Annotated in this window: 27 protein-coding genes, 3 pseudogenes and 1 riboswitch; of the genes and pseudogenes, 7 read left to right on the top strand and 23 right to left on the bottom strand. The window is 39.6% G+C overall.

Going from position 1 to position 21,809, the window contains the following annotated elements:
* Positions 1-193 precede the first annotated feature (193 nt).
* A pseudogene (locus tag MHB64_RS32485) lies at positions 194-1,174 on the top strand (arsenic resistance protein).
* 532 nt (positions 1,175-1,706) lie between these two features.
* Here MHB64_RS32485 and MHB64_RS32480 read toward each other — a convergent pair.
* The 9 genes from MHB64_RS32480 to MHB64_RS32440 all read right to left on the bottom strand — a co-directional run bounded on the left by MHB64_RS32480 (position 1,707) and on the right by MHB64_RS32440 (position 7,712).
* Positions 1,707-2,141 carry a protein-tyrosine phosphatase family protein gene (locus MHB64_RS32480; RefSeq protein WP_094873131.1) on the bottom strand — a complete coding sequence of 145 codons (435 nt, stop codon included), beginning with the start codon at positions 2,139-2,141 and terminating at the stop codon, positions 1,707-1,709.
* A 20-nt stretch (positions 2,142-2,161) separates the two neighbouring features.
* A complete protein-coding gene (locus MHB64_RS32475; RefSeq protein ID WP_094878541.1) occupies positions 2,162-2,443 on the bottom strand; it encodes an iron-sulfur cluster biosynthesis family protein in 282 nt (93 codons plus the stop codon).
* Positions 2,440-4,245: an arsenical pump-driving ATPase gene (gene arsA, locus MHB64_RS32470; protein WP_094873134.1), complete on the bottom strand. Its 1,806-nt coding sequence runs from the start codon at positions 4,243-4,245 to the stop codon at positions 2,440-2,442. Before arsA ends, MHB64_RS32475 begins: the two co-directional genes overlap by 4 nt.
* Positions 4,246-4,262: 17 nt before the next feature.
* Positions 4,263-4,625, bottom strand: a complete 363-nt coding sequence (arsD, locus tag MHB64_RS32465; protein WP_094873135.1) for an arsenite efflux transporter metallochaperone ArsD — start codon at positions 4,623-4,625, stop codon at positions 4,263-4,265.
* Between the two features lie 57 nt (positions 4,626-4,682).
* Entirely contained in the window at positions 4,683-5,102 is a 420-nt protein-coding gene (arsC, locus tag MHB64_RS32460) for an arsenate reductase (thioredoxin) (protein ID WP_094873137.1), read from the bottom strand.
* A 56-nt stretch (positions 5,103-5,158) separates the two neighbouring features.
* Positions 5,159-6,217, bottom strand: a complete 1,059-nt coding sequence (arsB, locus tag MHB64_RS32455) for an ACR3 family arsenite efflux transporter (RefSeq protein ID WP_042128004.1) — start codon at positions 6,215-6,217, stop codon at positions 5,159-5,161.
* 53 nt (positions 6,218-6,270) lie between these two features.
* Positions 6,271-6,615 carry an ArsR/SmtB family transcription factor gene (locus MHB64_RS32450; protein ID WP_094873138.1) on the bottom strand — a complete coding sequence of 115 codons (345 nt, stop codon included), beginning with the start codon at positions 6,613-6,615 and terminating at the stop codon, positions 6,271-6,273.
* Positions 6,616-6,725: 110 nt separating this feature from the next.
* On the bottom strand, positions 6,726-7,049 hold the full coding sequence (locus MHB64_RS32445) for an ArsR/SmtB family transcription factor (protein WP_094873140.1): 324 nt from the start codon (positions 7,047-7,049) through the stop codon (positions 6,726-6,728).
* A 237-nt stretch (positions 7,050-7,286) separates the two neighbouring features.
* On the bottom strand, positions 7,287-7,712 hold the full coding sequence (locus MHB64_RS32440) for an arsenate reductase ArsC (RefSeq protein WP_042127998.1): 426 nt from the start codon (positions 7,710-7,712) through the stop codon (positions 7,287-7,289).
* A gap of 499 nt (positions 7,713-8,211) precedes the next feature.
* Here MHB64_RS32440 and MHB64_RS32435 point away from each other — a divergent pair, with 499 nt between their 5' ends.
* Positions 8,212-8,706, top strand: a complete 495-nt coding sequence (locus MHB64_RS32435; RefSeq protein ID WP_042132212.1) for an arsinothricin resistance N-acetyltransferase ArsN1 family A — start codon at positions 8,212-8,214, stop codon at positions 8,704-8,706.
* A gap of 596 nt (positions 8,707-9,302) precedes the next feature.
* Here the strand turns inward: MHB64_RS32435 and MHB64_RS32430 are convergent.
* The 6 genes from MHB64_RS32430 to MHB64_RS32405 are packed head-to-tail and all read right to left on the bottom strand — an operon-like array spanning position 9,303 to position 12,240.
* A complete protein-coding gene (locus tag MHB64_RS32430) occupies positions 9,303-9,809 on the bottom strand; it encodes a hypothetical protein (RefSeq protein ID WP_143812186.1) in 507 nt (168 codons plus the stop codon).
* On the bottom strand, positions 9,810-10,463 hold the full coding sequence (locus MHB64_RS32425) for a TniQ family protein (RefSeq protein ID WP_094873144.1): 654 nt from the start codon (positions 10,461-10,463) through the stop codon (positions 9,810-9,812).
* Positions 10,441-11,382 carry a tyrosine-type recombinase/integrase gene (locus MHB64_RS32420; protein ID WP_143812187.1) on the bottom strand — a complete coding sequence of 314 codons (942 nt, stop codon included), beginning with the start codon at positions 11,380-11,382 and terminating at the stop codon, positions 10,441-10,443. Before MHB64_RS32420 ends, MHB64_RS32425 begins: the two co-directional genes overlap by 23 nt.
* Positions 11,333-11,695, bottom strand: coding sequence for a hypothetical protein (locus tag MHB64_RS32415; RefSeq protein WP_143812188.1), 363 nt, complete (start codon positions 11,693-11,695; stop codon positions 11,333-11,335). The genes MHB64_RS32420 and MHB64_RS32415 overlap by 50 nt, the downstream gene beginning before the upstream one ends.
* Positions 11,692-11,961, bottom strand: a complete 270-nt coding sequence (locus tag MHB64_RS32410) for a dihydrofolate reductase family protein (protein ID WP_280788237.1) — start codon at positions 11,959-11,961, stop codon at positions 11,692-11,694. The genes MHB64_RS32415 and MHB64_RS32410 overlap by 4 nt, the downstream gene beginning before the upstream one ends.
* A 21-nt stretch (positions 11,962-11,982) precedes the next feature.
* Entirely contained in the window at positions 11,983-12,240 is a 258-nt protein-coding gene (locus MHB64_RS32405) for a hypothetical protein (protein ID WP_280788236.1), read from the bottom strand.
* A gap of 295 nt (positions 12,241-12,535) precedes the next feature.
* On the opposite strand from MHB64_RS32405, the gene MHB64_RS32400 reads away from it, so the two are divergent.
* Positions 12,536-13,801, top strand: a complete 1,266-nt coding sequence (locus tag MHB64_RS32400) for an IS110 family transposase (RefSeq protein ID WP_094874725.1) — start codon at positions 12,536-12,538, stop codon at positions 13,799-13,801.
* A gap of 395 nt (positions 13,802-14,196) precedes the next feature.
* On the opposite strand, the gene MHB64_RS32395 is transcribed toward MHB64_RS32400, so the two are convergent.
* A complete protein-coding gene (locus tag MHB64_RS32395; RefSeq protein WP_094874726.1) occupies positions 14,197-14,544 on the bottom strand; it encodes a hypothetical protein in 348 nt (115 codons plus the stop codon).
* A gap of 162 nt (positions 14,545-14,706) precedes the next feature.
* On the opposite strand from MHB64_RS32395, the pseudogene MHB64_RS32390 reads away from it, so the two are divergent.
* Positions 14,707-15,129, top strand: a pseudogene (locus MHB64_RS32390) (IS110 family transposase); the annotation flags it as partial.
* Here the strand turns inward: MHB64_RS32390 and MHB64_RS32385 are convergent.
* Both MHB64_RS32385 and MHB64_RS32380 read right to left on the bottom strand, forming a co-directional pair.
* Positions 15,116-15,644 (bottom strand): annotated as a pseudogene (locus MHB64_RS32385) (glycosyltransferase family 4 protein); the annotation flags it as partial. The pseudogenes MHB64_RS32390 and MHB64_RS32385 overlap by 14 nt on opposite strands.
* Before the next feature lie 22 nt (positions 15,645-15,666).
* Positions 15,667-15,945, bottom strand: a complete 279-nt coding sequence (locus MHB64_RS32380; RefSeq protein WP_143812462.1) for a hypothetical protein — start codon at positions 15,943-15,945, stop codon at positions 15,667-15,669.
* A gap of 155 nt (positions 15,946-16,100) precedes the next feature.
* Between MHB64_RS32380 and MHB64_RS32375 the strand changes: the two genes are divergently transcribed.
* Positions 16,101-16,265 (top strand): hypothetical protein, encoded by a 165-nt coding sequence (locus MHB64_RS32375; protein ID WP_179281782.1) that lies wholly within the window; start codon positions 16,101-16,103, stop codon positions 16,263-16,265.
* Between the two features lie 797 nt (positions 16,266-17,062).
* Here the strand turns inward: MHB64_RS32375 and MHB64_RS32370 are convergent.
* On the bottom strand, positions 17,063-17,374 hold the full coding sequence (locus MHB64_RS32370) for a MarR family winged helix-turn-helix transcriptional regulator (RefSeq protein ID WP_094874728.1): 312 nt from the start codon (positions 17,372-17,374) through the stop codon (positions 17,063-17,065).
* A 52-nt stretch (positions 17,375-17,426) separates the two neighbouring features.
* Here MHB64_RS32370 and MHB64_RS32365 point away from each other — a divergent pair, with 52 nt between their 5' ends.
* On the top strand, positions 17,427-18,383 hold the full coding sequence (locus tag MHB64_RS32365) for a ketopantoate reductase family protein (protein ID WP_094874729.1): 957 nt from the start codon (positions 17,427-17,429) through the stop codon (positions 18,381-18,383).
* Between the two features lie 252 nt (positions 18,384-18,635).
* Here the strand turns inward: MHB64_RS32365 and MHB64_RS32360 are convergent, their stop codons facing one another.
* Both MHB64_RS32360 and MHB64_RS32355 read right to left on the bottom strand, forming a co-directional pair.
* Positions 18,636-19,190, bottom strand: a complete 555-nt coding sequence (locus tag MHB64_RS32360) for a CueP family metal-binding protein (protein WP_094874730.1) — start codon at positions 19,188-19,190, stop codon at positions 18,636-18,638.
* A gap of 144 nt (positions 19,191-19,334) precedes the next feature.
* Positions 19,335-19,712, bottom strand: coding sequence for an Ig-like domain-containing protein (locus tag MHB64_RS32355; protein ID WP_094874731.1), 378 nt, complete (start codon positions 19,710-19,712; stop codon positions 19,335-19,337).
* 225 nt (positions 19,713-19,937) lie between these two features.
* Between MHB64_RS32355 and MHB64_RS32350 the strand changes: the two genes are divergently transcribed.
* Positions 19,938-20,123, top strand: a complete 186-nt coding sequence (locus MHB64_RS32350; RefSeq protein ID WP_094874732.1) for a hypothetical protein — start codon at positions 19,938-19,940, stop codon at positions 20,121-20,123.
* A gap of 228 nt (positions 20,124-20,351) precedes the next feature.
* Here the strand turns inward: MHB64_RS32350 and MHB64_RS32345 are convergent, their stop codons facing one another.
* Together MHB64_RS32345 and MHB64_RS32340 are read right to left on the bottom strand one after the other, a co-directional pair.
* Positions 20,352-20,819 (bottom strand): C40 family peptidase, encoded by a 468-nt coding sequence (locus MHB64_RS32345; RefSeq protein ID WP_094874733.1) that lies wholly within the window; start codon positions 20,817-20,819, stop codon positions 20,352-20,354.
* Between the two features lie 4 nt (positions 20,820-20,823).
* Positions 20,824-20,955: riboswitch (cyclic di-AMP (ydaO/yuaA leader) on the bottom strand.
* Between the two features lie 183 nt (positions 20,956-21,138).
* The gene (locus MHB64_RS32340) at positions 21,139-21,720 is read right to left on the bottom strand and encodes a TVP38/TMEM64 family protein (RefSeq protein WP_094874672.1); all 582 of its coding nucleotides are present in this window, start codon (positions 21,718-21,720) and stop codon (positions 21,139-21,141) included.
* Positions 21,721-21,809 lie beyond the last annotated feature (89 nt).

The following is a 21,809-nucleotide window of genomic DNA, read 5'->3' as shown; positions in this document are numbered from 1 at the left end:
TTAAAAAAAGAATTAGGAATCCTAATTCTTTAAACAAAATTTATTGAGCTATCCTGCTTAAAATTGGTTTGTTCATAGTTATTACCAAGGGGGAAACCTAGAAAATAAAAAACAATATGTTATTAATAGGCATTAGAAGAACACTTACAAAACTGTGTGATATAATCCGGGTAAACAAGAGGAGTGTGGATAGGTGCCTCAAAGGGAGAGTTTAGAAACGAACCAAATTTCCGTATACGTAGTAGCCTTAATTGTTGGAGGGATAGTGGGATTAATAAGTCCACGAATAGGTGGCTTCCTAGAATCCTTGGTTTCCTTTGTGATTGCTGTCCTTTAATTCAGTATGTTTTGTCAAATTCCATTTCTGAAATTAAAGGAAGCATTCTCTAATGGACGCTTCATAGGAGCCTTATTGCTTGTTAACTTTATCTTAATTCCCTTGCTTGTATTCTTATTAATCAAGGTTTTTCCTCAGCCTACCCCAGTTCTAATTGGAGTTTGCTTGGTACTTCTAACTCCATGTATAGACTATGTCATAGTATTTACCCAATTGGGTAAAGGAAATGAAAAGTTAATTCTTGCTTCTACTCCAGTACTTTTTGTTGTCCAAATGATTATGCTGCCTTTTTATCTTTGGCTGTTCATTGGTAATGAGGCATCACAAATAGTTAGAATTGGTCCTTTTATTGAAGCTTTTGTTTATTTAATCATCATTCCTTTACTATTCGCTTTAGCTATTCAGTTCTCAAATAAAAAAAGCACACGAGGTATTAAAGCACTGGACTACACTGCGTGGCTCCCCGTCCCGCTTATGGCATTCGTACTCTTTTTAGTGATAGGCTCTCAAATTGATAGGGTTGTAAAGGATTTCAATGTCATTATTGCAGTGATACCAATTTATGTATTATTTCATATTGTGTCACCAGTTATTTCTCGAACGATATCATCTATTTTTCGTATCGGGCCACCAGATGGGCGTGCACTGATTTTTAGCGCAGGAACACGAAATTCCCTTGTTGTACTTCCTCTGGCCCTTACCTTACCAGAAGAGATGGCTACAATCGCAGCATCAGTAATAGTAACCCAAACAGTAATTGAATTGATCGCAGAACTGTTATATATCAATTTCGTGCCTAATTATATTTATAGAGATCTAAAGGTAAATGAAAATTGAGGCTAGAAAGTATTACACTAACGGGGAAACTATAGCCCAATCAACGGCAACTGGCCAATTTGATGTCTGCTGTTGTTATTAAATTTAGATTACGTTAAACACCCAACCCTTCTTTTGTAACAGTGGATAGACTGTATAAAGAATTTAGCGTTAAAGGTGCAGGGGTGTACGCGATGGTCGACGATATACTCGGAGATAAAAAAACTCGTCAATACGATTGGTTTTCAAAATAAAGAGGTTGAACTCAGAGGATTTATTCAGGTGGTTAAGAATATTTCAAGTAAACATAATCTTACTTTTGTTGAGATGTTCCAAGCTTATTTAAATTGGAAAGACATAGAACATTAACAAAAATAATGTTTCAACTAACGTGGAACGTTAGTTCAATGAAATAGCGACAGTCTAGGACTTTATTTTCTCGTCCTTTGCTGTCGCTGTTTCAATTTCTTGGGTCAGTTTAAACTTATTTATGGGGTCTGACGGTATGACAATTCGAAAAGCCGCGTGAAATAAAGATATTCAGTCTAATACTTTATTTTCTGCTGACATAAAACCCTCTCAACACATCACGCATTTCTTGCTTGATATTGATGTCTGGACGTTTTTCTTTGGCCAAAGCTTCCGCTTCTTCTACGGTAGAAGCCATTTCTAGTTCAAGTAAAACTCCAGTGGCTACTGTTCCTGTGCGATTACGACCCCCTGCACAATGAAAATACACCGTCTTTCCACTGTTCACTGCGTCTGTAACTGCCTGAATAGCTGCTTTCACATAAGACCCTTGGCCTGCTTCATCCTCTACGATTGGGAAGTGATGACGGGTTACTTCGGTTGGAAAGCCTTCTGCCTCCGTTCCGTTATCTCTCAAATCAAACACATCTGTAATCTCATTCTCTTTAAGGGCTTCAAGCAAAGCATTCTCTCCACCAATATATACTTTATTCTCGATAAGTGCGTGGTAATTTGCCATAATAGCTCTCTCCTGTCGGCTTAACAGCAGTTGCTGCCGCCACTCATAGTTAGTCCTGCGTCTTGCTCGTCCTGCACAAAATCAAGGACAAGTCCGCCGATTTGGTCAGCCACCCGGGAATCTGCCGCAATTTGAATATGATTTACTACGCTCACCGCATCATTTTCTTGCGGTTTCTCAAGCGACAATTGATAACTGGGTCCACAGCATCCTGCTCCGGAATATGCAAACCGCAAAGTAGAGACCCCTGCCTCCTTCATCATGTTCTCAATAAACTGCTTCGCTTCATCCGTAATCGTCATTTTTCCTCATTCACTCTCTTTCCTATCTTGAGATACTTTCCCGTCAAAGCTTTCAATTGTTCATACCCTGTAATTTCGTCCGGTTTCCAAGGAATGATTGCCACATGACCATTAGAGATTTCTTTAACCTTACTAATCCATTGTAGCTCGGCATGAGCACGCCCATTCAGAACTTTGTCATTTGTTCCTGCAGCAGCAAAGCTTTGGTTGATGGCCCACCATTTTGTTGGAATGCCGGCACGCTCCAGATCACACTCTAAACGAGAGGCTTCATAAAAAGGTGTTGCCTCCGCTAACGTGACGATTACGACACTGGTTTCCTTCGGATTACGAAGACGAGGGAGCAAATGTTGAACGGAATCTGGAATCCATCCAGAGGAACGGGCAATTTCTTTATGATACTCCTGAGTTGCATCAAGCAATAATAGGGTGTGTCCGGTCGGCGCCGTATCAATCACTACGATTTCCTCTTCTGAATGTTCAACCAAATCAGCAAAAGCCCTAAACACTGCGATTTCCTCTGTGCACGGCGATCTTAAATCCTCTTCTAGAAAAGCGAGTCCCTCTTCATCAAGCGATTCCGAATTTTGTTGAATGACTGCTGCCTGGTATCTCTCCAGTTCGATTTTGGGATCGACTCGACTGAGTGTGATGCGATCTGAATTCTCTCCAAACACATACTCTAGATGGGCGGCAGGATCAGTCGTACTGAGATGGACCCGGTGTCCACGTTCTGCAAGCCCTACAGCAATCGCAGAAGCTACCGTGGATTTTCCTACGCCTCCTTTACCAATTGTAAAGATCACTCGAATACCACTTTCCTCCAGATCATTAATCAAACCACCAAGATCCGGAATGGAACGGTCAATCTCCACAGCATTTACTTTTTCGGTAGATGCCAACGGATCCGATTGGAAAAGATTACGTAAGCTTTCAAGTCCAGTCACGTTAAATGGAGCTAATGGAATAACATAATTCGGCAGTTCCTGGAGTTCAGCAGGCAATTGTTCCAAAGCCCGCCGCTGCCTGTTATAAAACCCTTTAGATACAGGGTCCTCTTCGCTGTGAGATAACAGCAAACCATTAATGACCAGCATTTGGTTCTTGATACCTGTTCCCCGAAGTTCTGACGATGCACGTGCTGCTTCCATTAGCGGAGATTGTTCCGGACGGGTAACCAGAATTAGCGTCGTCATTTCACCATCTGATAAGGTGCGGACGGCTTCGTTATATAGTGTTTTTTTGGATTTTAAACCAGCCAGAGGCCCCAGACAAGATGCACCATGCGTACTTTCATCCAGAAATCCACTCCACGCCGATGGCAATTGTAATAAACGCAGTGTATGACCTGTAGGTGCGGTATCAAACAGAATATGATCAAATTGAGACTTTAATTGTTCATTAGTAAGCAGCGTCGTAAATTCATCAAAAGCTGCAATTTCAACGGTACATGCACCGGATAGCTGTTCTTCCATGGTGCTGATAACTGAATCAGGTAGGACTCCACGATACGGGGCAACAACTTTCATTTTATACTCTTCCGCAGCGGACTCCGGATCTAAATTTGCGACAAAAAGATTGGGCACACCTTCAATTGCGACGGGTTGATTGGACAACTCCCGGCCGAAGACATCTTGCAAATTAGAGGCCGGATCGGTACTCACGAGCAGAACCCGTTTACCGGCGTCCGCTAAGGCAACTGCTACTGCACAAGCAGTTGAAGTCTTCCCAACGCCACCTTTACCTGTAAAGAAAAAATATGGCGTTTTCAGGATGGTATGTGGATCGAACCGAATAGACATGTTGACCCTTCTTTCGTTTATTGTGACTTCACTTTTAGATCTAAACGCACTCTAGGCTTCATCGTAAGTTCAAAAGCCGGAATCCCTGTCCAGTTCTCTAACTCTTCATTAGTAGGATAACCTTGTTTCTTAACGACCTGACCATCTACCATAATTACAGGTAATACATTTGGGCCTTCATCAGTCAGTAATTGTTTAACAACTTCATTCGCAACAAAAGCAGCCGGCTCACTGGACAAGTTATAACGGGAAACATTGACGTCCCTTTTCTTCAGGTTATGCACCACTGCAGAGATCCGAATTAATTCCGGATCAACACTCGGACCACATACTCCTGTGGAACAACACATCGCTGGATCATAGATTTCAATAGAGTTCATATATTTAATCTCCTTTCTGTAGAAAAAAACCGGGATTTCTCCCGGCTGGACTATTCCTTATTCGCCGGTTTCAGCAAATTGTTTAATTCGTGCTCCGACCTGATCACGGACCTGCTGGAATACAGCCCATTTCTCTTCGTCAGTTCCTAGCGCTTTCGCAGGATCATCAAATCCCCAGTGTTCCCGTTTCACCTTTGGAGGTGTAATCGGGCACTTATCAGCAGCGTCTCCACACAAGGTAACCACCAGATCAGCGTTATTTAATAGCTCTGAATCAATAATATCGGATGTCTGAGACGTGATATCAATACCTACTTCATTCATAGCTTTCGCTGCTTTAGGGTTAAGACCATGTGCTTCGATACCTGCACTGTAAATATTCCACTCATCACTGAGGTATTTCTTTGCCCAGCCTTCAGCCATCTGGCTCCTACAAGAGTTTCCAGTACACAAAAAGTAAATTGTTTTCTTTTCCATGATAGATAATCTCCTTTATATTGAAGGTAATAGTAACTATATTTTTGATGCTTTGTTTAGGCAGCAGGTGACGGTTTATTAAAGTACTTCTTTCCGAACCATAATGAGACGTTTACAAGCCCGATAAGAACAGGCACCTCAACAAGCGGTCCGATAACAGCGGCAAATGCCGCCCCTGAATTTAATCCGAACACACCGATGGCCACTGCAATACCCAGTTCAAAATTGTTGCTGGCTGCAGTAAAAGAAAGTGAGGCTGCTACCGGATAAGAAGTTCCCGCTTTTTTGGACATCCAGAAGGACAAGAAAAACATAATGACAAAGTATATTAATAACGGTATAGCGATTCTAACGACATCCATAGGTAGCTGAATCATTAAATCTGCTTTAAGTGAAAACATCAACACGATTGTAAATAAAAGGGCAATCAAAGTAAGAGGACCAATCTTTGGCAAGAAAACCTTCTCGAACCAAGCCTCACCCTTTGTCTTCAGCGCAATCACTCGCGTCAATATTCCAGCTGCAAATGGAATACCCAAGTAAATCATTACGCTTTCCGCAATTTGCCCCATCGTAATGTCTACAACTGCTCCCTGTACGCCAAACCATCCGGGCATTACTGTGATGAACAGATATGCAAAAACGGAATAAAAAATAATTTGGAATATGGAGTTAAAAGCTACTAAACCTGCTGTATATTCCGGGTCGCCTTTTGCCAGATCACTCCATACGAGAACCATAGCAATACATCGAGCCAAACCTATCATGATCAAACCAATCATGTATTCCGGCATATCGCTCAGAAATAAGATGGCTAACAGAAACATTAATACTGGACCGATAATCCAGTTCTGCACCAAGGAGAGCAGTAGGACTTTCCAATCCTTAAATACTCTTCCCAGTTTCTCAAACTTCACTTTAGCCAGCGGTGGATACATCATCAGAATCAATCCCACGGCTATAGGAATTGAAGTCGATCCGACCTGCATCTTCGATAAACCTTCCGAAAAGCTAGGTATCAAAAAGCCGATCAAAATCCCAATTCCCATTGCCGCAAAGATCCATAAGGTTAAATAACGATCCAAGAAAGACAACTTCTTTTCTCTTTGACTCATATTGTTCAATCTCCTTTGATAAGTTTTCCTTATCACTTAGATCCTTGCACGTATTAATTACAAGAAATTCTAAGACCTTTCTTATCGAGCTCTTCCAATTCATGATCTTGTGAAGGAACAAAGTTCAGCAATTTCTGAATTAACTCATTATGAATACTATTAGAATTGATCGAATAAAAAATCCATTGACCCTTCCGATTTTCCTTTACCAGACCTGCATCCTTTAGTTTGCGTAAATGCTGACTGACAGACGGTTGACTCGTTTTGAAAACTTCGACAAGTTCGCATACACAGCATTCTTGCTTCTCCAACAGTTTCATCATGGTAAGCCTCGTTTTATCCCCCAATAGCTTTAATACCAATGATATTTCATCCAAATCATCTAGAGAAAAACTCATATTCCGTTCCTCCTTTTCCTTCATCATTATATAACCATATGCTTATATAAGCATATGGTTATATAAAAATCGGGATCTAAATGTTCCTTCATGAGACTTAAATCATTCGATTAATCACAATCAGCCTCAGTATAGTTCTCTTTTAACAAAGACAGCAACGTCTGAGTATCGGGTAGAGTATCTAGAACGGTTTGAATAAAAGGCTTATCATCCACATCAAGTGAATAGTATACCCATTGTCCACCTCTTCTTTCCTTAACCATTCCCAGCGCCTTTAATTTCCTTAAATGTTGACTGACATTGGGCTGAGTCATATCTAAAATCCCCACTAGATCACACACACACCATTCTTTATCTTTCAGTAGTCCCATTATTGTGAGTCTGGTTTTGTCACCTAATAATTTCAGTTTTCCAGCCATTTCCATATCGAACATATACACAGTCCTCTCAAGAATACGAACAAAATAATATATAATCATATATTATTGTTTGATTCCTTCAAAATCAAGAAAGGCTATTTCTGTAGATACATTAGGTTTATTTAAAATTTTGCCAGATCTTCGAACCTCATTGTACCTTTTCCACTCTTGAAGGCAATGCGGACAATGCTCATCCACATGACCACAACTGAATACTCGATGATACTACACCCGAAATCGATACAAAGATTTTTACTCATTAACTGGTATTTTCATTTCCTTCAATAGCGCAATAACTTTCTGTTGGATTTCGTCCCTTGCAGCTCTTACGTCTCCCAGAAGACCATCATGTGTTAACGGATCAATAACATTCCATTGAACATTTTTGATGGCAAAGGGAACGATTGGACATTTTTCATTGACTTGTTCACATAACTTTATAATGACTTTCGATTGCATAAACGTTTTCATGTCAATTGTTTTTGAGCTTTTGTTTGAAATATCAATTCCTATTTCCTTCATGACTTCAATGGTATATGGATGGATATCTCCGGATTCAAGTCCGGCACTTTCAGCGACCACATGATCACCACCATAATGTCTGGCAAAAGCCTCGGCTATTTGACTTCGGCAACGATTCTGGATACAAAGAAAATAAAGATGAATTGGTTGTTGCATTCTTCTCAACCCCTTTCTATTTGTATATCATTATATAATTAAATCATTATATAATAATCGCGCTTTATGTTATCGCAATGTAAAAACTTAATAAAGCCACACTAATTTTATAATATCGACCTTCCAAAATCATGATTTACCCATTTCGATTTTTAGTTGCATTTTGCAAGTTTTACGATTATAACTTATGTATGAGGTGAAAATAATGGAAAACGCACGAGAGTTATTTCAAATAATGACTCGGCGCTTAGGCTTACTGAATAACTGCGTAGCACGCGATCCTTCCCAGAAGAACGCAAAATCCTAATGATCAAAGTGTACGTACTTTATCTCACTGCAGATGTGGCACACCAGCAACAGGGTGATTCCCCTTATTTATTTCTGCATTAAATTATTAATCCTGCGATGAATATTTGATTTCTAGGTTCGAACAGAACATCGTATTTATGTGATTATTGTGATAAATAAATATATTTTATATAGGGGGAAGGTACAGATGATGACTGCGTTAATTGTTCGTAAGGCAACATCAGCGGATACAGAAAGTATCCTTCGCATTTATAATCAGGGTATTGAGGATCGGATTGCTACATTGGAAACCGAGTCCAAAGATTCGTCTTATATGGAAGCATGGTTCCAAGATCACCAGGGACGTTTTAGCGTTGTTGTAGCGGAAAGAGAAGGAGAAGTGCTTGGTTGGGCCTCTCTTAACCCCTATTCACAACGATGCGCCTATAGGGGCGTAGCTGATCTTTCTATTTATATTGATCGCAGGTTTCGTGGGCAAGGTATCGGCAGCTCTCTATTGAAGTCCTTAGAGCAGATAGCAAAAGAAAATGAATTTCATAAAATCGTTCTCTTCACCTTCCCATTCAATCAAGGGGGCCAAAGATTATATCTAAAGATGGATTATCGACAGGTTGGCATTTTTGAGAAGCAAGGTGTTATGGATGGGGAATTTATAGACGTGATGATTATGGAGAAACTGTTGTAAAAAAAAGGTTTGATGTACTTACAATTTGCCGAGTATCTCTTAGTGTAACCATTTCCTAACTATTCTCTCAATTTAACATCTTAAAAAATGAATTTATGGCATGTATTCTCGTCTTTTTTTGGAAAAGGGATTAAGTTCTTGCCCAGGGTCTAAATAATAAGTGAACCGCACTTGGACGAATTACAAAAGGTAAATACGTAGTCTGATCCGTAGTAATATGTAGAAAAGCCTTTGTTAACTTTATATTTCTTTTGAAACAAACTGTATTATTGGGATTTCAGAAATGAGTTTTACGATGATACCTTCAAATTGATTATCTAATCGTAGTGAGAATTCTCAATCCCTGTAAGTATTTTTCTGCTGCTTTCTTCTCTTCACTCATTCCTTTTGACATTGCCAACCGCATTGGGAGAAAGGAAATCTCTTCAGGATCAAATGTAGGTTTACTTTCGAAGGGACAATATGTTGTGATCATAAGCGTTTCATCATTAGTATATTTCAGCATTTTTTTCTTCTTTAGATTAAACAAGATCATTGTGTCAGTTTCTTTGTATGAGGTATCAATTAAAGGTCTAATCTGTAATTTGGCATACTGATTAGCGATTGTTAGCCATTTTATTGAAATGTTTACTAGCTACTTCCCATAATAAGTGATTTAATATCCACTTCATCATCCGATAATCACTGCGATTAAAGACCATCAATAGCTCCTTAAAGCCTTCTTCAAAAAAATGAAATGGAAGATCAAAAGGTTTTATATTTTTATGAGTATATCTCTTCCCCTCATTTATAAAAGGGTTGATATGGTAAACACTCTCTTTCCAAAACACGTAAGCATAGGCGTAGGGACAAATAGGTGGGAACTTTTCATCTCTTCTCTTGTACATACCAACAAATCTCTTTATACAATGTTGATGTTTTTTTAGGGTAGTACACAAAAGGTGTTTTTCAAATGCTTCTAGTGTTTTTGCAAGCGATAAATAAATATCTTTATAGTTCATTTCCACAGTATCTCTATTGGGTACATCAATATTCAAATCAAAAATTGATGAGTAGTGAACTTCGTCAGTATTTACTTGTACAAGGTTTATCATTTCTTCCATCTAGTTTAAATTCGACACTAAAAAAGGTCTGAAGATCACTGTTTTTTGAAGACATTCTATATTTTCTTCTGTTAGGCTTAACCATGCGATAACATTAGGATCTTTTAAGGTACGACTAGCTACTAAATGCTGTTGGACATCTTGATTATTTATGCATTCTTCACAATTGCAAATAAACCCCGATTCGTACTCATGTCGGGGTAATAAATAGGGGATGGATTTCTTACAAGATGGACATTCGCTGTCTAAGGCACACAGATGAAACGGACAAGTTTCTATAAATTTGAATTGATGCAACAAGCTATGATAATTCAGTTTCATGCATTCTTTGCAAAAATGAAGAGTGTCTCTAAACAGGGATTCTGACTTGATGTAGGTTGGAAACATCTGAGTTAATCTTTTTTTTATGCCCTCGGTATGGTCACTTAATGAATACCCTAGTGCTTGAGTAAGTTTTTGGTGATCGAATCCTTCAAAAGTCCATAAACTTAAATATTTTTTACTAATAATAGAACCGCCTGTTATTGGAAGCTCTGGTCCATATCTCTGCAACAGTTGCCGTGAGTTTACAACATTTGCTTTCTTGATCTTTTCAATGATAGACCAAGACGATTCGAATCCCTTCAAGGGACTATCCACTTGATTCATACTCATCAGACTGCTCCACCTTACTTTGAGTGTTAATTTTTTCTCTTATTTCAACGAATTTTTCTAACTTTCCCTTCAATATTTCGACTAAACGAGATCTCCCGTGCATACTTCCCTCTTCAATTTGTTGATTAATCATGGAAATCTGTTGATCGTAATAAGGAAGAAAAGAAGAATCGATGTAAAAGCTTGAGCACTTAAACATTATACAGGGCTGTTCATGAGTTTGACTCAAAAATTGACAATGGGTACGAGGGGATTTAATACAATAACCTTGTTCAAGTCTGATTTCAGTTAGATTTCTCTTTAACCAATCGATATCTACATTATTTTCATAGGCCTGATCAAGGATTTTAGTCTGGATGACCTCACCGGTTATCGGGTCTAGGCGTACAGCCCCATACTCATGAGAATGTTCCCAAATAACTTGTAAATTATGATCGTGGATCTTGGCATAAATAACAGCCATTTCTGGAGTTACATTTGACAATAGTTTTTGTACATCTAGGATACTGGCCCCATTACTGATTTTTTTTATACCAAAACGGTGGCGAAATGGTGACGCTCCAAACCGAAATATTTTACCGTTCAGGTCTATAATTTGTTGCTGCTCAGCAAAAATATTCAGTTGACGTATAAGAGAAGGTTGCAAATATGTTCTGCCACGATCTTTCATTTTTCCCTTATATCTCAGAAACAAGAAGTGTTCGGGGTTTTCTTCTTCTGAAAATTTTTCATGAATAAATATCTTTTGTGCTTTCACCATGCTATAAATATCTTCACTTATTGGAACTGATTTGATTTTATCTCGCTCTGAAACAATCCAATACCCATCGTCTCTTTTTTGCAAGCAGTCTAGTTTAAGTGTAAGAAGATCAACTAAATGAAATCCAGTCGCCTCCAATAAAATAACGATAGGCCACATATTGAGGATCTAATAAATGAATTTTGTTGGTTATTTGTTCCCAAATATTATCATTTAAATAGTTATATTCGGTGATCTTTTTTTTCTCTAATTTTGGTCTATCTTCTTGATAAATCAACGACCTTGAGGGTTTCAGAGGTGCTTCTTCCCATCCATATCGTTGCAGATAGGTTATGAAATTTTCAATATTTGCAATCATCGACCAAATACCATAATCGCTAGGGGGTTGATTATGGTATTGTGATGGGCTTTTCCCTCCCATTGGATTCCTTTTAAGAAAATCTACATACTCTATAAAGTCTTGGCGTGTCATTTCCTGTAGAGTATAGTGATTTGGAAGGTCGTTGTTGGAATGATACGGATTGGATTTTTATTCTCCTCATACCGATTAGTAAGAAAGGGATTGTCCGTTAAAATTGTATTTTTGCCAACCATAATGCCCTGCACATTCCCCCGAAATAGATGGATGAATTCCATATCCTCATTGGAAAACAAAGAAAAAAGCTCCTTACTCGAATTACCTGCTCCCATAGTGAGCTTTCCGTCGATCGAAATTTGGCTGAATATCGTTGTTTTCATTTGGCTTCTCCCCGTCTCTTATTAGCTTTTAAATGCGCCCCAAGATGCTTGAAGGGTCTGTTCTATTTTTTTCAATGCTTGTTCAGGATTGCTCAAGCTCAGCTCGGTCAGACCTGCGTTCAGGGCCTCCCATACATAGATCATGAAGGGGTGCGTTGGCATAGGTTGTGTTTGATCCAAAAGCGACAAAATCATCTTTTTGTTAGGCGCAGCAGAGGCAGCTAGACGGTTCAGCACCTCTTCCTGAGCCGGAATCCGCTGCACACCCAGCGTCCACATGGTTTGGCACTCGTCACTCAGCATAAAATTCGTGAAGGATAAAATATCTTACTCTATGAATAATTTCATATGTAGGGTATTCGCGAAACTTTTAAACTAACCTGCCCGTTTGATTAACAAAAGCAGCCGATCACGTTGAGATCTGCTGTCTTCTTGTTTTTATTGAGCTAACGTTTCCCGTTAGAATTCCTGTAAAACGAAAAATTTGGAGTTTGAATAAAAAAGAGCGCCTCAGTAAGATGGGGTTACGCACGAGGTCATTGCCTCAAAAATCCCATCAGGAGGTCGCTCTACTATGAAGTTTAAAACACAAGAAAAACAAAATCAACTTATTGAAAACATTACCGTTCATCACCTTGTCGTCGGTGTAGATATTGCTCAGGAAGTCCATGTTGCCAGAGCTGTAAGCTTTCGAGGGATTGCACTCGGTACATCCCTGAAATTCAGCAACCATTTAGAAGGCTTCAATCTACTCAAATGCTGGATCCAAGATTTATTACAATCGAACAAGCTTCATAAAGTCATTGTCGGTATGGAGCCCACAGGTCATTACTGGTTAAGCTTGGCTCGCTGGCTGTCTTCGCAAGGCATTGAAGCTGTGCTTGTTAATCCCCATCTTGTTAAAAAGAACAAAGAAAACCGCGACAATACGCCATCTAAAAGCGATCATAAAGACGCGTTGGTCATCGCAGATATGATTAAAAATGGATATTATTCTCCAGTTCGATTTCTTGCAGAATCTTACGAAGAACTCCGTATTCTTATGGCGAATCGAGAAACGGTGACCAAACGTCTCAACAGTGCTGTAAACCAAATTCATCGCTGGGTAGATATTGTCTTTCCTGAACTGCGTCAGGTATTTAAGATTCTTACTTGCACCAGTGCCATCGCTACACTCAGGCTCTTCCCATTGCCGAAGGAAATCAGCCCTTTATCCACTGAACAAGTTCTTACTGGCTGGAAGAAATATGTGAAACGTCATGCTGGCGTCAAACGAGCAGAGCAACTTATTGCACTTGCGAAATGCAGTGTGGGTGCCACGCACGCACTTCAAGCCTACAAACTTCATTTAAAGCAACTCTTAGAAGAGTATGACTTAGCTCAGCGACAACTTGAACAGATCGAGCACGAAGTCCACATTATACTCGAGCGTATTCCTTATGCACAAAAACTGCTTGAAATACCAGGTCTGAATGCTACCAGCTTAGCAGGCGTTCTGGGCGAGGCTGGCGATCTAAGTGGTTATGCGCACGGAAATGCTCTACTACGCCATGCCGGTCTAAACCTAGCTGAAGCAAGTTCTGGGAAGTGGCGAGGAAAAATGGTGCTTAGCAAACGCGGACGCCCCCGTCTACGTCATTTCCTCTATCTCATGACAATGTGTATGGTTATGACCAACTCGGAAGTTCGGGCTTTGCACCACTACAATGTTAAGGAAAAGAAGGTAAAGAAGATGAAATCGATTATGAAATTGATTGGGAAAGTTGCACGTATGCTTGTCTGTCTTGCTAAAAGCGGCAAAACTTATGACTCGACTAGAGTTTTCCTACACGCAGCATAAAGCCAATTGATCCTCACCGGTTCATGTATTCGCAGGATAAAATAGCACGGAGTATCGGGAGACGTTCAACAAAAGGGCTCGGACCCGTTCCGTTAGAAAGACCGACCTCCACCCCTTAGTTAGATGTGACGAAGGAATGAAAGGGCTTGTGACCCGTTGAGACATGGGAGTGAGAATCACTAAGGCGAAATGGAGACGTGCATATATGGAATGATATGGGTATTAAATTAATACCTCTGTTTCCGTATGCCCTTCTATGTCTTCTCGGCCACCTGCTTCTTCTAATCTTTCATCTTTCGCACATTGATTAAGGAGAAATCCTGCGAATTCATGAGCCTGAGTGAGATAATTAAATCATTTCGAGGGAGTTGAATAATATCTTCCATTTTAGTTGTTCAAAATTCGTCGATCAACGAAACTCCTTTTGTAATTCGCATTCTACTATCTCGCAAAAAATCGCGTGTCCAGTCGTCTGGTTGACTCAAATCCCAGCTTTGGTGCATACCGACGAAAACGATAATTTCGCGTAGTCTAAGGAAGAGCCCAAGCTGATCCTTCCAGCCTTCAGGCATATGACGGCCATCCTCTGTATAACCTTGCTCGAAATGTTTAATGAAAAGTTCGTACTGCACCTTCCGTTCGGACTTCGAATCTTCCCCGAATACATACAGCAAGTAATAGAGCTGGATTGCAATGTCTTCGGCATACCAACTGTACTGACATTCGTCGAGCAGCCGATCCATTGACTGGCTGCCTTTGTGTCGTTATTGAGCTATCGTTTCCCGTTAGAATTCCTGTAAACTGAATAATTTGGAGTTTGAACAAAAAAGAGCGCCTCTGTAACATGAGAGTTGGATACGGGTCTACAGCCCTTTTAATCTCACCATTTAGGAGGTCGCTCTACTATGAAGTTTAAAACTCAGGACAAGCAAAATCAACTCATTGAAAACATTTCCTCTTTGCATCTGGTTGTCGGTGTAGATATTGCCCAGCAGACGCATGTCGCTCGCGCAGTGAGCTATCGGGGAATTGCTTTGGGATCGCCGCTTGAGTTCGGCAGCCATGACGAGGGCTTTCGCCTGTTCCGACGCTGGATTCAAGATCTGCTCAAGTCTTACAAGCTGAGCAAAATCATTGTGGGTATGGAACCCACCGGACATTACTGGCTGAGCCTGGCTCGCTGGCTCTCAGACCAAGGAATTGAAGCTGTTCTCGTGAATCCACACCTCGTTAAAAAGAACAAAGAAAATCGCGACAATACCCCATCAAAAAGCGACCGCAAAGACGCACTCGTCATCGCAGATATGGTCAAAAACGGCTACCAGTCTTTTCGGCAACTTGTATAGCTTGCAAAACACCCTTATTCCGAATAATCCTACCTATATACAACAGATATAAATGTTTCTCTGTGCTAAATTCATATTCACGCGTATTAATCCCATTATATACGCAGAAGCCTTTGTTGTTCCCCATCAGATGGCGGGCACGTTTACTTACGTATACAGGGTATTTAATCCGCCGTTTGACCGGGATATGCACAGTGCATACCGTTGGGATTTTAGGATTAGTTACGCCGAGAGCGGAACGAAAAGTATGGTCATGGATAATGTCAACTCGCTCAGAGCCCCTTAGGATAGGGGATAAGCTTTGCCTTGCTCCTGCTCCCTAGAGCTGCAAATAAATAGACCTTATGCCCTCGTCTAACCAGTTCTTCCGTCAGCTCATAAACAATTTTTCCAGTCCCTCCTTTGATGGAAGGTAATGGCTGTGCATTTGGATAGTTCGAAATCACTTGTGCGATTGTTAATTTTTCACTTTTCGGAAATTTAATCGATTTTTTCATACAAACGAGATCCCCCCAGCTTTTACTTTTTAGCATATTGGGTTAATAGACTCTGACAGTCGGACACGAACCTGGAGATGTGAGTATTTTGAATATCAAGCTTCTGAATGCTCGAGTTAATTCTTTCAAGAAGAAACTGCAATTTCTTAAGGTTTTCTTCAGATAAATCCGTGAACATTTTAGGGTTTAGCAGGAAGAAACGGCTGAGAAATGCATCCAATTCCGCAAAATCCTTTTTGGTTAAATTAAGGGGACTAATTTGTATAGATTTCACCAGTGTTTCCGCCTTTTTTTTGCACATTTCCCGACTCCTTTTACGGGGTGAAGCCACAGAATTACGCATAGATCATTTCTCCTTCAAGGATTAACTTGGTGTTCAACCTAATTTTCGAACAGAATATCCCCTTTTTCATAACATACAGTATGAGTTACTTTCTTTTAAAGGAGGAGTGTGCGATGCAAAATAAAAAAAGGAATTCCAAACCTCCAGTCTCCCCCAGAGAGTTAGATAAGCTAGCCTTAATTTCTGCGATACTCCTGCTAATGGCTGCTGTAATTGGCCTATATATCGCTTGGGTTACTCTGAAGTATCCAAACTCGTCATCCGAACTTGTGATTTAGCTGTTCCTCAGGGTAAAAGACCAAGGATACAATAAACTATGCAATAAAACAAATCTTGAGTGGGCACCAATTGACATTCAAGAACGCCGGAAAAGGTCGGTTTTCTAAACTTTTCTGAGCCTCTGGAATGGCATTGTCCATAAATTGAATCCACCGCTAACTGAGATCCATTCTTATCTCTGTCCTTAAGAATTCAGGATCCTCATTGTAGGATGCATATCGCTAACACGCAATAACTATAAACCTCAGAAGTGGATCAGAACTGGCATGTCGGCAGGGTAGAGGCGTTTATACGTCTATATGCATGTGTTATTGTACCGATCCGAACAAGCAGGTTGGCAAACCTTAAATTGTGGCGGCTTTTGGATAGAAGGTTTGGCTTTTTTAGCCGATGATACACCAATTATTTAAGGAAAAGAGCTTCGCTTCTCAGATGAATGGATTATAATAAAACTTAAGTTAAAGTTGATAAGCACATACGGTTCTTAGATTACATGTCCTGTCCTCTAACATAATTATATCGGCTAACGGAACACATTCTTGGCCTATTTCGGCAATCAGTACCGTAAAAAAAAATAAACCGCAATTTATGCGGGTTCTATGCGGAACATACTCTTGTCATCCGACAAAAATGACATTAAAGTGCCCACATTAATGTCATTAATCTCCCTACAATGTGTCTCTTCTCACTTTATCACAGTGCAATAAAAAGTTGATCTTTAACAATGAAATAGATCAACTTTTTATGCAGATTGTAGGTGAACCTCCAATAATAAATATAAGTTCCCATCGAATGGCTAACAGCAGTTATTCTTATTTATCGCATTAATTAATAGTTCCAGACTCTCTACAACCTGTGTTCGTTTGTTCTCCGGAATATCATTCATTACACTCCCGAAATACGAATGAAGTACGGAATTTATATTCTCATGGAGTATCCACCCTTTTTTTGTTAGCCTTAGTTGGACATAACGTCGATTTTCTGGGTCCGTAATCCGTTCAACCCAATCATCGGTTACAAGATTATTTACAGTCCTGCTCATTGTACTTTTATCCAGGTTAAGCACATTGGCCAATTCGATCAGTGATACTTTACCAGCGAGTCCTATATGCTGATATTATTTCTTTGGTATTACTAATTACTTTTAGAGGAGAGATCACTTGAAAATTCTTATTTATGGTGCAGGCACAATCGGGAGTATTTTCGCTGGGAGACTTGCGTTGTCAGGATATGATATCACTGTCCTTGCAAGGAGGACAAGACTTGTTGACCTGAAAAAAAACGGGATGATTCTCGTGAATTCAGGCAACAACCGAGAAGAAATTGCAAAGGTAAATTTGATTGAACATCTGTTGCCAGACAATATTTTCGATTACATAATCGTAGTAATGCAAAAAACACAGATAGTCAGTGTATTGCCGATACTTTCTCAAAATAAATCAAAAAATATTGTCTTTGTAGTCAATACAGCATCTGGTTATGACGAATGGGTTCATGCAGTGGGTAGTGACCGCCTGATGCTAGGATTTCCGTCCGCAGGAGGAGAACGTGTAGACGGCCGGGTACATTACTTTATCGGCAAGGGATTCATGCGGGCTTTTCAGACCACTACATTTTCAGAATACAGTCGCCAAAAAACCGAAAGGCTACAAAAAATAGTAGATATTTTTAACAATGCCGGTATTTCATCAGTTGTAACTAGTAACATGGATATGTGGCAGAAAACGCATGTGGCAATGGTTACAAGTATCGGTAACGCTCTTTATAAATATAATAGTAATAATTTTGCTTTGGCAAAATCATATGCAGATATTAAATTAATGGTTCTGGGGATAAAAGAAGGCTTTGCTGTGTTGACTAAATTAGGCATTAAAATCACACCTTCAAAACTTCACTATTTAAAACTTCCCGTTTTTATGATTGCCCCAATTTTTAAAATTATCATGGGCACAAAGTTTGCTGAAACAGCCATGGCAAAGCATACAGCCGCAGCAAAACCCGAGATGATCTGCCTTCAGGAAGAATTTGATATGCTAATCAAAAAGAGTAATGTGGCTACCCCTTCTATTGATAAGTTACGAAAAAATCTTTTAAAAGAATTGTGTAAGGGGACATGAAAACTGCACCTCCTAAGCATCCCCCCTTAATCAGGATTGTCCTTTTTATTCACGCTTATGTAAGAATTGATTTTTTTAATTAATTCAGGAAATTGATCAGCGTCTGGTGATCTCCAATATAATCAGATAGTGTTGCAGACGGTGCGAATGAAATATTATCGGTTCCCAAAAGTCCAAAGGGGTGCTCCCAAGCCAAGTGGCTACTGGAGCGCCCTATTTTTAGAGTTCCGGAGTCCTATCCACTTGTAGATTTTACGATAACTGCATCGTAGTGATACAAGTATTGTCCCCTTCCGATGTTGTGAAGGAAGAGGTGCTGTTCTTATCATCGTAATCAATCGTTACGTGAAACGTTTGGTCTCGCGGTAGCCAGAGATCAATAAAACCATTGTCATGGGATTTAATAACATCCTTTATTACCACTTTGTTATTGTGGTCGGTTACGGTGACATTAAATGATGTATTCGCCATTTCTCCCTGACACCCAGCCAGGTTATGTATGGCACAGGGATGTGTTTGGCTAACGTAAGGCGCAATTGAAACGAAAAACTCATCCCTCGGCAGGCCGTAGGTCAATTTTTGATCATTATCCGTTGTCACTGTCAGCTGATTTGATGTAATCGAAGCCGATTTGGCTTTGGCATTACCCATGCTGTAGTCATTCACCAATTTTTTAATATCGTTTGTTTGGGCTAGCTTTTCACCAATCGGCTCAGTTTTTCCCCTGTCAGCGATTGTATAGGTGCCCAAAGCTACACCAATCAAAGTTATCGCTATAGCCGTGGACATAAATACTTTTTTATTCATGAAATTTACTACCTTCCTTTTTACATTTAGTGCCGTTTAATATTACATCTTTTGCTCTGGCCAATCTATTTCCAGGGATCAGGAACTGCTGGGATTCAGTTTATAATTTTACTGGCATCATGCTCATAATTCTCTTGTTAAGCATCAGTGTTTGTGATCAGAAGTTACCACATTTATTACTACAGATGTTTTTTTGCCGCCTGAATTTACATTAATGGTAGCCTTTCCTGAAGCAACCGCTGTCACTAATCCACTTGCATTTACCGTTGCTACTTTAGAATTACTTGAAGAATAGGTTATCTTTATTTTCCCGCCTTTGGGTGAGGTCACCGCGGTGGGCTTCAGCTGAAAGGTTTCAGATGGCCTTAAAGGATTAGAAGGGCCTTTGACTGCAATTGAAGTTACTTTTACCGCTTGTGCCGCTTGTGTCGCTGGCGTTAAAGCAGCTGGACTGGTGATTGTTAATGTTAAAAAAGCTACAGATAATGTAGCTGTTAATACACCTTTTTTCAATACCTTCATTCTTAATCTCCTCACAGTATAGCAATACATTTTGGAGAAAGTATGAAGATATGATGTTCTTTTTAAAAATAATTAACGAATCCGAGTGAGAGTGTAGACTTCTTCCAAGTTGTCCAACCAAAAGAAATTGGGCTTCTACTCACCTACCACATATAAAATGTACATTTAAGTGTTACCATGAGAGGGTATTAAAGAGTTGAATTATACTACTAGGAGGAATATTATATGAATGGGTTAAGTGGATTATCAGGTTCAGCTAATATGCCAAAGAACTGTGGAATGGATGGAATGCATACGGGAACAGGAGACAAAAAAATCACCAATCACGAGCATGCTAAAGAACCCATTCAAAACCCAAAGGCAAATATACTGGACGAATATCGTGGGCAAACTATTGATATTAGGTTATAAGAACATCACATACATACCCTAGAGCAAACATATGATTATATCCATTTGAAAAGATATTAGTGACCAACATACAAAGGAGTCCCCATGATATATAGGGGACTCCTTTGTATGTTGAGGAGGAATCTGTGGGATTAGGGAAATGAGAAAACAGACCGTTCTGGGATCTTCTAAAAAACTAGGGGTATCCTGCAGCCATATATGGCTGCTGGATACCCCCTCACCTATTACTTAATTAACCATACTAAGATAACTCTCTTTATCTACTACACGCCGAGCCGTAACATAACGATCTTTGTAGTATCTTTCGGACAACTTGCTTATGCTTACTCCCTTGCTGCTTGAGGAGTGGGCGAATTGATCGTCGCCTAAGTAAATTCCGGCATGGGAGATACCATTACCAAAGGTATTAAAAAACACCAAATCTCCTGATCGTAAGTTCTCTTTTGCAACGGGTGTCCCTACTTTAGCTTGTGACTGGGAAGTGCGTGGAAGATCATCCACATTAAACTTTTTTAGTACATACAGGATGAATCCGGAACAATCGAATCCTGCCTTAGTGGTTCCACCCCATAAATAAGGTGTCCCGAGTACCTGATTCACTTCACTCTCCAGTTTTACCTCACTTGCAAAAGTACTTGGTACAGCTGTTGTGAAAATAACTGCAGCTCCTAGTAAAGATAAAATGACTTTCTTCAGAACCTTGTTCTCCCTTCAATGCCTACGGAGTTAGCTGAGGGTTCGGTTAAAGGTTCCCTATATTCTCTTGCTCACAAGAATAATTCACCCGGAATGGTTCCCCCGTTTTCAATACGAAATTCGGCAGTTGGTTAATATTTTGTAACTAATTACACTTTAATATATCAAGAAATCGCCTGTCAATGCTTTCACAAATTTTATACTTTTATTTTTAAACTACATAGTTTCTACACTTTTTTAGTGTATAATGCAGATTTTCGAGCTTTAATTACGCAAAAACCCTATTTATATAAGTAACTATTTTTCTATTGTCCATGCATTATCCCTTTTTCTTTCTATCAAGATAAAAAATAATGGTGCTCAATAAAAGAAACAAAATTGTAATCATTAACTTGAATTTAGTGTCCATTAGATTAACATATCCATAGCCAATGAGTGTCTCAAGTAGCAACGATGGTATTTTACCTATCGCAGAAGCAACTATAAAACTTGAAAAGCCTACTTTGGAAATAACGCAGATTAGAGTGACTAATGATGAAGGAATTAACGGCGCTGATCGGACAATTATTATGCTAAAAAACTGACGCTTCGGACTTAATGATTGAATCTGGGACTGCCATTTGATGGTTTTATTCGGACGATATTTCTCCTTATAAGTTAAGGTACCTTTGCGATAAAGAAGATAAGAGACGGCTGCCCCTAAAACTTCTCCGATCCAAGAGAGAAGAAACCCGGGAACCACACCAAAGACTAACATATTCACAGTCGTTAGTGCCACTGATGGAATGATTCCTACAACACTTATGACCACATTTATCAATAAACTTATGAGGACTGCCCAGGCTCCCCATACCATCAGCCACCGCATGAGTAATTCTGAATCCACTCCTAGGTATTCCATACTTCCCCTTCACTTTCAATCCACGTAGTATACCTATCTTCTAAACGAATTCTATACTCTATATCTTCAACTCTATTTTCCATCTATTG

This window comes from Paenibacillus sp. FSL K6-2859 (assembly GCF_038008265.1).
In the GTDB taxonomy this organism is placed as follows: domain Bacteria; phylum Bacillota; class Bacilli; order Paenibacillales; family Paenibacillaceae; genus Paenibacillus_AQ; species Paenibacillus_AQ nitricinens.
Note: the sequence above shows the minus strand (reverse complement) of the source record. Positions and strands in the feature narration are given on the sequence as shown.